At 38.3% G+C, this 11,690-nt stretch carries 11 protein-coding genes; 4 read left to right on the top strand and 7 right to left on the bottom strand.

Features of this window, described 5'->3' with window-relative positions:
- Nucleotides 1-84: 84 nt before the first annotated feature.
- Nucleotides 85-1,008, bottom strand: a complete 924-nt coding sequence (locus tag BM146_RS05880; protein WP_074885776.1) for a glycosyltransferase family 2 protein — start codon at nucleotides 1,006-1,008, stop codon at nucleotides 85-87.
- A gap of 107 nt (nucleotides 1,009-1,115) precedes the next feature.
- Between BM146_RS05880 and BM146_RS05875 the strand changes: the two genes are divergently transcribed.
- Together BM146_RS05875 and glgD are read left to right on the top strand one after the other, a co-directional pair.
- Nucleotides 1,116-2,258, top strand: a complete 1,143-nt coding sequence (locus tag BM146_RS05875) for a glucose-1-phosphate adenylyltransferase (protein ID WP_074885773.1) — start codon at nucleotides 1,116-1,118, stop codon at nucleotides 2,256-2,258.
- Complete coding sequence (glgD, locus tag BM146_RS05870; protein ID WP_074885770.1) at nucleotides 2,258-3,373, top strand: glucose-1-phosphate adenylyltransferase subunit GlgD; 1,116 nt, start codon at nucleotides 2,258-2,260, stop codon at nucleotides 3,371-3,373. Before BM146_RS05875 ends, glgD begins: the two co-directional genes overlap by 1 nt.
- Nucleotides 3,374-3,428: 55 nt before the next feature.
- Here glgD and BM146_RS05865 read toward each other — a convergent pair whose 3' ends face one another.
- On the bottom strand, nucleotides 3,429-5,498 hold the full coding sequence (locus BM146_RS05865) for a methyl-accepting chemotaxis protein (protein ID WP_074885766.1): 2,070 nt from the start codon (nucleotides 5,496-5,498) through the stop codon (nucleotides 3,429-3,431).
- Nucleotides 5,499-5,760: 262 nt separating this feature from the next.
- Here BM146_RS05865 and BM146_RS05860 point away from each other — a divergent pair, with 262 nt between their 5' ends.
- On the top strand, nucleotides 5,761-7,227 hold the full coding sequence (locus BM146_RS05860; RefSeq protein WP_074885763.1) for a methyl-accepting chemotaxis protein: 1,467 nt from the start codon (nucleotides 5,761-5,763) through the stop codon (nucleotides 7,225-7,227).
- Nucleotides 7,228-7,284: 57 nt separating this feature from the next.
- On the opposite strand, the gene BM146_RS05855 is transcribed toward BM146_RS05860, so the two are convergent.
- Nucleotides 7,285-8,076 (bottom strand): hypothetical protein, encoded by a 792-nt coding sequence (locus BM146_RS05855; RefSeq protein ID WP_074885760.1) that lies wholly within the window; start codon nucleotides 8,074-8,076, stop codon nucleotides 7,285-7,287.
- Nucleotides 8,077-8,254: 178 nt separating this feature from the next.
- Between BM146_RS05855 and BM146_RS05850 the strand changes: the two genes are divergently transcribed.
- Nucleotides 8,255-8,506, top strand: coding sequence for a hypothetical protein (locus BM146_RS05850; RefSeq protein WP_074885757.1), 252 nt, complete (start codon nucleotides 8,255-8,257; stop codon nucleotides 8,504-8,506).
- Nucleotides 8,507-8,599: 93 nt separating this feature from the next.
- On the opposite strand, the gene BM146_RS19380 is transcribed toward BM146_RS05850, so the two are convergent.
- The 4 genes from BM146_RS19380 to BM146_RS05835 form a co-directional block, all read right to left on the bottom strand.
- Nucleotides 8,600-8,773, bottom strand: coding sequence for a hypothetical protein (locus BM146_RS19380; protein WP_177201600.1), 174 nt, complete (start codon nucleotides 8,771-8,773; stop codon nucleotides 8,600-8,602).
- A 131-nt stretch (nucleotides 8,774-8,904) separates the two neighbouring features.
- Nucleotides 8,905-9,159, bottom strand: coding sequence for a hypothetical protein (locus BM146_RS05845; RefSeq protein ID WP_074885754.1), 255 nt, complete (start codon nucleotides 9,157-9,159; stop codon nucleotides 8,905-8,907).
- Nucleotides 9,160-9,178: 19 nt separating this feature from the next.
- Nucleotides 9,179-10,699 (bottom strand): oligopeptide/dipeptide ABC transporter ATP-binding protein, encoded by a 1,521-nt coding sequence (locus BM146_RS20165; protein ID WP_074885750.1) that lies wholly within the window; start codon nucleotides 10,697-10,699, stop codon nucleotides 9,179-9,181.
- Nucleotides 10,686-11,678 (bottom strand): ABC transporter ATP-binding protein, encoded by a 993-nt coding sequence (locus BM146_RS05835; protein ID WP_074885747.1) that lies wholly within the window; start codon nucleotides 11,676-11,678, stop codon nucleotides 10,686-10,688. Before BM146_RS05835 ends, BM146_RS20165 begins: the two co-directional genes overlap by 14 nt.
- Nucleotides 11,679-11,690 lie beyond the last annotated feature (12 nt).

Raw genomic sequence — 11,690 nt, 5'->3', positions numbered from 1 at the left:
CGTGCGCATAACAAACTTCCACTCAGTATTATTGTACCTTATCATTTGGAATATACCAATTATATTTTTATAAAATTACGTTAATTAGACCTCTTTTTCGTATGTGGTTCTATCAATAATGAACTTAGGCCTTCCCTTAACTTCATCATATATCTTGGAAATATAGAAACCTATCACACCAAGTCCCATCATGATAACAGATGATGTAAAACATTGAAGGATAATAACAGTAGTAAATCCAGCCCTTGCACTTCCCAAAAAGTATTGAACAAGTGCTTCTATACTAAATGTCAATCCCACAAAGAAAACCAAAAATCCAAGTATTGTCACTATCTGCATAGGTGCAGAGGTGAAAGAAGAAATATTAGTAACAGCATATTTAATAAGTGACCTTGTACTCCATTTGGAAGTACCGGCCTCTCTTTCTCTTACGTCATACTCTACTTCTGTGCTCTTAAAGCCTATCCATGATGAAAGAGCTCTAAAGAAAGCATTTTTTTCTCTCATATTAAGAAGAACATTGATGGCCTTTCTGTCAAGAAGCTTAAAATCAGATGCTCTGGACATATCAAATCCAACTGCATCACTCATGATCGCATAAAAACTCTTAGCTGCAAATTTATGAAGTGCACTTTCTGTGCCACGACTTGTTTTTACGCCCTCTACTATTTCATAGCCCTGTTCCCAAAGTCTGTACATTTCAACAATCTTTTCCGGTGGATGCTGAAGATCACAGTCTATAACCACGCAACAATCGCCTGTAGCCTGTGATAATCCGGCAAAAACAGCCGACTCTTTTCCAAAGTTTCTTGAAAAACATACTCCCTTAACATTCTTATTTTGAGAAGCAGCCTCCTCGATAATCTCCCAGGTTCTATCCTTAGAACCATCATTTATAAACAAAAGTTCATGCGCTATATTTGCATCATTCAATATCCCATCAATAGTACTAACTGCCTTAGGGATAATTTCTTCTTCGTTGTAAGCCGGAATAATAACTGAAAGCACCTATAAATCCTCACCTTGTGTATATTTTTGTCTATCTTTTTTTCGCACTGTATTATATCATAATTATGAGGGCAATTCTATAAATCTAGAGAATAGGGGGATTTAATATGAGTCAGAATGAAATGCTGGCTATGATTCTTGCCGGTGGTCGCGGAAGTAGATTAAAAGATCTGACTACCAAAGTAGCAAAACCGGCAGTCTACTATGGCGGAAAATACCGCATCATTGACTTTCCACTCAGCAACTGCGCCAATAGTGGCATTGACGTTGTTGGCGTTTTAACGCAATATGAATCTGTACTGCTAAACAGTTATGTTGCGCAGGATGGACGATGGGGGCTTGACTCCAAAGATAGCGGCGTTTATGTTTTAACACCTCGCGAAAAGGCTGATGAAGGTCTTGACGTCTACAGAGGCACAGCTGATGCTATCTCTCAGAACATCGATTTTATCGATGCTTACAATCCGGAGTATCTTCTTATCCTATCCGGTGATCACATTTATAAAATGAATTATGCAAAGATGCTTGCTTATCACAAAGAAATGAATGCAGATGCCACTATTGCTGTGCGCGGCGTTCCCATGAAAGAAGCAAGCCGCTTTGGTATCATGAATACAGATGGCAATGGACGCATCATCGAATTTGAAGAAAAACCTGCAAAACCAAAAAGCAACCTTGCTTCCATGGGAATCTATATATTCAGTTGGAAGCTTCTTAGAAAGATGCTTGTAGATGATATGAAAAATCCAGATTCTGACCATGACTTTGGAAAAGATATTATTCCAAAGATGCTTGGCGAGCACAGAGGTCTTTTCGCTTATGAATTCAGCGGCTATTGGAAAGATGTTGGAACTATTGATTCTCTTTGGGAAGCAAACATGGATCTTCTTGATCCTAAAAACGAGCTCAATCTCAATGATTCTTCATGGCTCATCTATACTGAAGATGTCTCCACTCTTCCTCAATACATCGGCAAAGAAGCAAAAGTAAAAAAAGCTTACATAACTCAAGGTGTTCAGGTTGAAGGTTCTGTTTCCAATTCAGTTCTTTTCACAAATGCTGTCGTAAAAAAAGGTGCCAAAGTAATAGACAGTGTACTGATGCCTGGGGCAATTGTTGAAGAGGGGGCCATTGTTACAAGGGCACTTGTTGCCGAAAATGTTAAGATTGGCAAAAAAGCAAAGGTCGGTACAAAGGCCAGCGAAAACATAACACTAGTTGCAAAGAATGTAAAAGGAGGTAACAAATAATGGCTAAAGCATTTGGAATTGTATCCTCCGCAGACAACACAATATATGTTGATGGTCTTCAGGACTACCGTCCTATTGGATCATTCTCGTTCCTTGGAAGATTCAGGGTTGTTGATTTTCCTATTTCCAACATGAGCAATTCGGACATCAACAGGATTCAGGTTTACCTACAGTCAAAACCAAGATCCCTCTGCGAGCACATTGGCTCCGGAAGACATTACAACATCAACAGTAAGAGAGGTAAAATTCAACTTCTTTTTTCAGAAAACACCTCTTCACGTTCAATTTATAATAATGATATTTCTGCCTATAAGGCCAACCTTGATTATATCCAGCGTATGCACGAAGAATACGTTATTGTGGCTCCCAGCTATATGGTTTACAAGCAGGACTATCGTCAGCTTCTTGAGAGTCACATAGCATCAGGCGCTGAGGTCACTATCCTCTACCATAAAGTAGAAAACGCAAGAGATTACTTCAAAGGCTGTCATACAGTAGTTCTAAACAAGCAAAAGGGTGTGCAGGCCATTGAAAAAAACCTGGGCACAGCCAATAACAAAAATATCCTCATGGATACCTACTGCATGAGAAAGGAGACATTTATAGAACTTGTTCAGGATGCAAGCTGGATGTCTTCAATTTACACTTTACCCGATATAATTAATCTCTACTGCAAGCAGATGGATGTCAGAGCCTACCAGCACAAAGGTTACTTCGCCAGCCTTACAAGTCTTGATGATTATTACCACGCATCAATGGAACTTCTTGATTACAGTATAGCAAGCGACCTTTTTAAGGCAGACTGGCCAATATATACCAGAACTACAGACTCCTGTCCTACTCAGTATTTTGAGACAGCTAAAGTCTCTAATTCTTTTATCAGCAATGGCTGCCTTATTGAAGGAACAGTTGAAAATTCCATAATTGGCCGTGGTGCTGTGATAGGGAAGGGTGCCACTATCAAAAATTCAATAATTATGGCTTATTCTGAAATTTCAGAAAACATTCACATTGAAAACGCCGTTGTAGATAAATGGGCAAAAATCGTAAATGCCAAGAACATCATAGGGACAGCGCTTCAGCCACAATATATAAAAAGACGCGACATTCTCTGATGAAAAGCAAAAAAGAACTCCCAAATCCGGGAGTTCTTTTTTTGGGGGGAAAAATTTATTTAAGTTTGAACTTACCAACAATCTCTCCGAGAGTATCCGCAATCTCTTCCTGCTTGTTGGACATATCATTTACATTGGATACTACATCAGCTGCAGCCATGACAGAGTCATTCACTTTACTTGACAGATCAGCTGTATCCTGTGTAGACTCTGCGATGTTTTGAATAGCTTTTGATACTTCTTCCATAGCTGCTCTGATATTCTCAACCATTCCTGCAATCTTTTCTGAAGAATCGCCAAATGCTCCTGCATCATCGCCGTACTGTTTTGCCATATTAACAAATTTATCATAGTCAGGTGCAACTGTTTCTTTGATAAATCCAAGGAGCTCTCCGGATGAGCTTGAAAGTGTTCCGAATGCTTCCTGTACACCGTCTATTGTCTCTCTGATCTGTTCTACTGCCTCTGAAGTGCTGCTTGCAAGCTTGTTGATTTCTGAAGCAACAACTGCAAATCCTTTACCTGCATCGCCTGCTCTTGCAGCCTCAATGCTGGCATTAAGTGAAAGAAGATTGATCTGATCAGCGATTTCAGCAATCGTATCTGCAAGAGTTCCGATTTCATCAACAACTTTAGCTTTTTCATTGGCATCAGTAAGGTCAGCCTCACGCTGTTCTGCAATGTGTATTGCGTTATCATATGCAGCCTTACTTTGCTGCTCGATCTCTCTTGCTTTCTTCTTGATATCAACTGCATCTTCGCTTGTCTTTTCAGTCTCAGATGCAAGCTGCTGAACCGATGCATTTACTTCTTCAACTGATGCATTAACCTGCTCTGTAGCAGCTCCTGAAGACATCATTGCATCGTTAACACCTGACATATTGGTCTGGATATCATTAAACTGGCCGGAGAGCTCGTTAGCCATATTTGCGAGGCCTGTTGATGTCTCGCTCACCTGTACTGATCCATCTGAAATTCTAGAAATAACGTCCTTGTTATTCTCAAACATATCGTTAAGGGAATCACTCATCTGACCAAGTTCATCGCCTCTGTTAGATACGATTTTATCAACTGTAAAGTCTCCACTTGCAAGAATGTTCGCAAACTGTTTAACGCTGTTGATACTCTTAGCAATACTCATAACAAAGATTGTTATAATGACAGCACTTACAATAAGAGCAATGATCATGATTACTGTAAGAACTCTTGTAGCACTTTTTGATGGTGCTTCAATTTCTTCAAGATCCATTCTGATGATCATCTTCCAGTTGACATTAGGAATATCCATATAGGTTAAGAGGATTGTTTTTCCACCAACTCTCATAACTCCCATATGTGGCTCTTCGCCTGAATTTGAAAGGATCATCTGACCTGCTGCTGCTATATTTGCATCAGGGTCCTCCTGCATCTTTACGCCATCCATTACCTTTTGGTTGTCGTCCGTATATATATAAGTACCATCAGAAGAAAGAAGTATAGCACTTCCTGTTGAACCTACTTTGATATTTGATACAAGCTCCGAAATATCTGTAAGCTCCATATCAACAGTTACACATCCAATATATTTATTTCCATCATATATTGGAGCAGAACAACTGGACATGATCTTTCCGCTTGTAGGATCATAATATGGATCTGTTATAACGGCCTGTCCCTGTGAAAGAGCTTTTGCATTCAAATAATAATCCTGATTAAAATAATCATACTCTGCATTACTATAATCCCAGGTTTCAACTATTGTACTTCCATCTCTGTACCAATATGGGCCGATATATTTTTCAGCCGGATCAAATGTATTTGGCTCAAACCACAATCCTGCACCAAGGATAGAATCATTATCATTAATAATTTTAGATAATGTTCCCTTATAGTTATCCATCTGAACAAACTGATAAGATGTAGAAACCATTTCTGCAATATTTACAGCTGTAGTTCTTATGATCTCCAGTTTTCCATCAAGACTATTTGCATTTGCCTCAACATTATTGTTCATGGCTTCAGTATTCGCTGTCTGAAGATTGACAGACAGTTCCTTGGTAGCCACATAAGTCAAGATGATCATGGCGATTGCCATGATAGGCAAAATACAAAGTAACATTTTAACTTTCAGGCTCATTTTTTTCATAGACACACCTCTTCTGAATCATACATTTTTTCGCGCCAATGTTTTCAAGTGTATACTGGACGCTAACTATATTTTACAATATATTGTTTATATATATTCTTAAATAAGTATAAATATCTATAAAAAATCACTTTATAGCATTCGCTTTTTATCTTTTTTTAATAAGTTTTTAATACGCTAAATAGTTTATATTCTAACCTGCTGTGGTAAAATTATTATGATTTTCATAAAACACAATGTAGTTAAGAAAGGAAAATAACATATGAGCCCAGAACAATTTCGCCATGCTAACAGTACTTCTTTTTCTGTTTGTGTAGTTATACTATTAAGTGGACTTATACTAACGATAATCAACACATTTTCTACAGGATTAACAGTAGGTAAAATTGCAATTTTTGCCAATGTCATAATTGGTGGCGCAATGATCTGTATTGGTGAGTTTAAGTTTGCAACGCAAAAGCTTGGCTGTATTCTCATAATGGGTGGTTCAACACTCTACTACTTTGTTCTGCTCATCGCTGAAGACAGCATTTCATATTTTGCGTTTGGTCTGCCGATACTTTTTAGCAGCATTGTTTACTTAAATGTAAGGCTTTGTAAAGCAGGAATCTCTGCTATATCTCTTTCGTTCTTAATCACGTGTATCAAAGCCTTTGTGACAAAAGGCACTTTGGATATGGTCCATGTACCGGCGTTTATTACTCTGGCTTTGGCTTTCATAGCTTGTATTGCTACGGTAACTCTTTTAACTAAATTTAATGATGAAAACAATGAAAAGATAACAAAGAATGCTGAAAAGTCGCTCAAGACAGGAAATGCAATGGCAGAAATTGCCAATACTATTACTGACCTATTTAATTCTTCTCAGGAAGATATGGCATCTCTGCAGAATATAATCGAAACACAGCATGAAGGCATGAAAGACATTGCATCAAGCATGGAAAGTACTGCTCAGGCTGTAACAAGGCAAGCTGAACGAGTTCAGGAAATACAGGAAGAAACAAATACTACAGAGCAGCACAGAAAAGATATGACTGTAGCTTCAGAAAGTACTCAGGAAGCTGTAAGAAGCGGCGTAAAAGTTATAGAAGATCTTAAGATCAAATCTGAAGATGTTTCAAAGCAAAGTCAGGTTACAGTTGATGCTACTCAGGCAGTTATCAATAAGGTTGAAGAAGTACAAAAGATTGTCGGTTCTATTATGTCTATTTCCAAACAGACTAACCTTCTTGCACTTAATGCCAGCATAGAGGCTGCAAGAGCCGGTGAAGCAGGAAAAGGCTTTGCAGTAGTTGCTAACGACGTGCGAGAGCTTGCCGATGAAACAAATACAGCTTCTACAAAGATTACCAATATCATAAATGAGCTTAACGAAGATGTGCAGAAAGCCATGGCAAGTATTGATGATACAGTTGCATCCGTATCTGAACAGAATGCAATGATTGAATCTGTTGGAGAGAACTTCAACAGTATCAATGAAAATGTAACAGAAATGCTCGACAGATTCGCCGAGATCGGAGAAGGAATGAAACAGATTGCATCTTCTACTACAGAAATTAACGACAGTATCTCTAATCTGTCAGCAACAAGTCAGGAAGTTGCTTCTCTATCCAACGAAGGAGTTCGCTCATCTGATATGGCTGTTGAAAAATTCGAAGGTTTCAAGAAGATATTGGGCGAAATATTCCAGCAGGCTAATAAGCTTAAAGATATGCAGACTGATGATTAAATATCAGAGTAAAAATATAAGGCTACGCATACAAAATGCGTAGCCTTTTCTTGTGCTTTATTCTGATACTGAGCTGGAAGAAGCATCTGATTCTTCAGAAGAGCTGCTATCTGATGGTGAAGTCTCTACAGTTGTTGCTGTCTCTGTGGCAGCTTGTGTAGTAGATTCTGATGCTTCATCGTAAGATGTAACACCTGTCACATAATAGCTGTCTGTCTCAGAGTTTTTCTCTAATTTAAGTGTGATTGCATAGGTTTCAGGGGAAGCATCTTTAATAAGTGTCTCATATATATCAATGATCTTAATGATCATATCATTGTAAATATATGCCTCAACCTCTTCTTCCGTCTTTTCCTCGTACATTGCAACTATCTGCTCTTCATTTTCAGCATAGTAAGACTGTGCCTGCTCCTCTATTAGATCAAGAGCTTCCGAATTGTCTATTACATCAATTGGAAAAGCAGTATCAATCATTGCTATAACAGTTCCCACACCATTTTTATCAACAGAAACCTCTGAAATCTTGTAATCAGTAATCATATCTGAAAAAAGTGAGCAGAACGATTCAACTCGCTCCATTGTAGCATCATCTATCTCGCTGCTCACAAACCCATCCATAAAGTTCTGTTTAAGGTATTCGCTATCAAATGTCTTAACAAATTCGCCTTCAGAAACCTCGGCGCTCGCGTACTTCTCAATATCTTCATTTGTACCGCTTTTAACTATGGAAAGAAATTTATCAGCAGTATCCTGGATAGCAGTTTTATCAGCTGAAGAACAGCCTGTAAGAAGTGAAAATGATGTTGCTGTTAATGCAACTGACATAAATAATTTTTTAATAGTATTCATTTGTATATTAACCGCCAAAAAGGCTCTGTCATCATCCTTTCAAGAATATATTACAATTTTTGTAACACATGTTTTAGTATAGCACAAATAGCCAAAATAGCCAAAGACTATCGCAATTACATCATTTTAGTGATAGAATATAGACTATAATATCACTTAATTAAAGGAGGTTTTCTTAATGAGAGTTCTTTTTAGTTCAGGAATCATAAGAGAAGTAAGCTCCGTCGAAGTTAAGCCATTGGATTTTGGTGATGGCCAGATAAGCGGAACAGAAATCGACTTCTTACTTACAACCGGTGATAACTTAAAATATATATATAGTCAAAATGTTCCTATAGAGGAGTCAGGTCAGAGAGCTATAGATTTTGTGAAAGCTCTTTACGAAGATGGAAAGGCCAACTTCACACATGAGCCTGTAGAAATGCTTTGATATTTATGAAATATTAAAGGTCCTATGCTTTAATTGCACAGGACCTTTAAATTTGCTGTTCTTCCATGGTATTCTCCATTAAATTGGTGAAGATTATCTCTTTCCAAGACAACCCTGGTTTTTTAGTTCGATTAAAAGATCAAACACAACCCCCAAAGGTAAACCGGTAATATGGGCAACTTTTTCAGGATCTGGATAATATTCGTTTTCACAATCCCTTCTAATGCAGTCAATAACCTCCATTCTGGCATCACATGTAGCTGTCATACACATTTTTCCTCCTTTCCAAAATAGTATAATAATTCAAAAGCAGTTCCCATCTGCTTTTCTATTATTATATCGTAAAATAGGCACAAAAGTTAACACTTCTGTGCCTATTTAATGAAAAGTTTATTATTTTAGAGTCCAAGAAGGAGCCATGCCAGTAATACTATCAGAAGAAGTATCCCCACAGCTATCGGCATAATAACAATCCATGCTGACAATAACATAGCAAAGAGATCTCCTTTTTCCAGGTTATCTCCTACTTCATAGGGAATCCTGTCCTCTCTCGGATCATAATATTCATCTGCATAAATATCAGGCGTCTCTTCACTTTTTTTATTTTCTTCTCTTGCCTTAAATATTCTGTCAACTTTTCTATTCCATCCCATTCAAAGTAACCTTTCAAAATTACACAAGCTTATGATGGCATGCTACAAAGTGATTTGGAGATATCTCTTCCCACTCAGGAACAACATGCTCGCATATCTCTGTACAATACTTACATCTTGTATGGAACTTACATCCCTTAGGAGGGTTAACAGGGCTAGGTATATCTCCTTCGAGAACTACCAGATCCTTTTTGCTATCTGTCGTAGGTATTGACTCAAGAAGAGCTTTTGTATAAGGATGAGCAGGTGCAGCAAAAATGTCATCAGATGTAGCAAGCTCAACAAGGTTTCCTAAATACATAACACCGATTCTGTCTGAGATATATTTTACAACAGAAAGGTCATGTGTAATAAAAAGATAAGTAAGGTTCTTTTTCTCTTTAAGTTCCTGTAACAGGTTAAGAATCTGTGACTGAATTGAAACGTCAAGAGCTGACACCGCTTCATCACATACTACAAATTTAGGATTAACAGCAAGGCTTCGTGCAATACCGATACGCTGTCTCTGTCCACCTGAGAACTGGTGTGCAAATCTGTGTACGAAGTATCCTGCAAGTCCGCAGTCTTCCATGATCTTGATTACTTCATCCTGCATACGCTCATTGTTGCCTTTGCAGAACTTATGAGCCATAAGTCCCTCACCGATAAGTGATGCAACAGTCATTCTGGGATTAAGTGATGAATATGGATCCTGGAAAATGTACTGGAGCTGATTTCTGATAAGGCGAACTTCGTTGTATGAAAGTCTTGCAAGATCAATACCTTCATCACGATTCTCTTCATGCTTTGCAAAATCAGGATTACTTCTATAGTTTGCGCGAAGAGCCTCTATTCTCTCATCAATTGCTGCTATTGCCGCTTTATCAGCATCAATAGTATTTTTAATAAGATCTGCCTTTGCCTTAAGAGAAGCAAGCTTATTCTTCTCTTTATCTGTAGCCTTATCAGCCTTTTTATTAACTACATACTCAAGCTCATCTGCATCAAGCTTGGCACTTTTATGCTTCTCAATATCCTTATTGAGTTTCTCACATGCTGTATATCTCTCTGTATATATCTTCTCAACAGGAGCAAGGTCATCAGCAACAATGAAACCACCGATAAGATTAACGATGTTGAGATACGAGTCCTTAGCAGTCTTCTTTTTAGCTGTGAGATCTGTGTGAAGATGGAGTTTCTTATCATCAGGAGCAGCATCATACTCTTTCTGAGCTTTTTCATACTCAGCCTGATGCTCTTCCATCTTCTTCTTAAGCTTTGTAAGGTTAGTAACAGTCTTTTTAACATACTTAGGAGCAAGTTCATCAAGAGAAGCTCCATAGTACATTGTCTTACCACCAGTCTGACGGTATAGCTGAAGAAGCGTGCGGCCGAAAGTTGACTTACCGCAGCCTGACTCTCCAACAAGACCTAAAGTCTCACCTTCATAAATATCCAGTGTAATACCATCATTGGCTTTTACATACATTCCCTTTTTAGCTACAGGGAAATACTGTTTTAAGTTTGTAATCTTTAAGAGGACTTTATCATTTTGTGGCATGACGATCCTCCTTTCTAGCATAGAAACATCTTACCTGCTGGCCCTCACGAACCTTGATAAGTGGTGGTTCTTCATTTAAGCACTTCTCTGTTGCATATTTACAACGAGGAGCGAACTTACATCCCTTAGGAAGCTTAAGTGGATGAGGTACTGCGCCCGGTATAGCATCAAGCTTCTGGTTAGAAGGAGTATCAAGTCTTGGAATTGATATCATAAGTCCTTCAGTATATGGATGCGAGAACTCTGATACGTGGAAAATTGTCTCTGCATCTGTAAGCTCAACAACCTGTCCGCAGTACATAACTGCAACCGTATCAGCAATCTGTCTAATTACACCAAGATCGTGTGTAATGAAGATAATTGATGTATTATACTCACTCTTAAGATCATTCATAAGCTTAAGGATCTGAGCCTGAATTGTAACATCAAGAGCTGTTGTAGGTTCATCAGCAATAAGAAGCTTTGGCTTGCAGGCAAGCGCCATAGCGATCATGACTCTCTGTCTCATACCACCTGAAAGCTGGTGTGGATACTGCTTTGCTACGATGTGAGGATTAGGAATCTTAACATCTGCAAGCATCTCTACAACCTTTGCAGCTGCTTCTTTTTTATTCATACCCTGGTGGATAATGAAAGGCTCACTTACCTGTCTTTCAATAGTGAAGACAGGATTTAAGCTTGTCATTGGTTCCTGGAAAATAACAGAAATATCATTACCACGAACCTTGTACATTTCTTTTTCTGAAAGCTTTGTGAGATCTCTTCCATCGAACATAATCTCACCGCTATCTATATATCCGTTACCATCAAGAAGCTGCAAAATACTCATTGCTGATACGCTCTTTCCGGAACCGGACTCTCCTACTACGCCAATGGTCTTTCCTTCATCAACCGAATAAGAAACACCGTTGACAGCCTTAACTATTCCTTTTTTTGTTCTAAAAAAGGTATGTAAATCTTTTAATTCTAATAAAGCCATCTTTTACACTCC

This window comes from Butyrivibrio proteoclasticus, assembly GCF_900115735.1.
GTDB lineage: Bacteria > Bacillota > Clostridia > Lachnospirales > Lachnospiraceae > Butyrivibrio > Butyrivibrio proteoclasticus_B.
Note: the sequence above shows the minus strand (reverse complement) of the source record. Positions and strands in the feature narration are given on the sequence as shown.

Excerpts from the sequence above, each read along its gene's own strand:
- BM146_RS05845 (WP_074885754.1), bottom strand. The coding sequence starts at position 9,159 with ATGGGATGGAATAGAAAAGTTGACAGAATATTTAAGGCAAGAGAAGAA.
- BM146_RS19380 (WP_177201600.1), bottom strand. The coding sequence starts at position 8,773 with ATGACAGCTACATGTGATGCCAGAATGGAGGTTATTGACTGCATTAGA.
- glgD (WP_074885770.1), top strand. The coding sequence starts at position 2,258 with ATGGCTAAAGCATTTGGAATTGTATCCTCCGCAGACAACACAATATAT.
- BM146_RS05855 (WP_074885760.1), bottom strand. The coding sequence starts at position 8,076 with ATGAATACTATTAAAAAATTATTTATGTCAGTTGCATTAACAGCAACA.
- BM146_RS05875 (WP_074885773.1), top strand. The coding sequence starts at position 1,116 with ATGAGTCAGAATGAAATGCTGGCTATGATTCTTGCCGGTGGTCGCGGA.
- BM146_RS05850 (WP_074885757.1), top strand. The coding sequence starts at position 8,255 with ATGAGAGTTCTTTTTAGTTCAGGAATCATAAGAGAAGTAAGCTCCGTC.
- BM146_RS05865 (WP_074885766.1), bottom strand. The coding sequence starts at position 5,498 with ATGAAAAAAATGAGCCTGAAAGTTAAAATGTTACTTTGTATTTTGCCT.
- BM146_RS20165 (WP_074885750.1), bottom strand. The coding sequence starts at position 10,699 with ATGCCACAAAATGATAAAGTCCTCTTAAAGATTACAAACTTAAAACAG.
- BM146_RS05835 (WP_074885747.1), bottom strand. The coding sequence starts at position 11,678 with ATGGCTTTATTAGAATTAAAAGATTTACATACCTTTTTTAGAACAAAA.
- BM146_RS05860 (WP_074885763.1), top strand. The coding sequence starts at position 5,761 with ATGAGCCCAGAACAATTTCGCCATGCTAACAGTACTTCTTTTTCTGTT.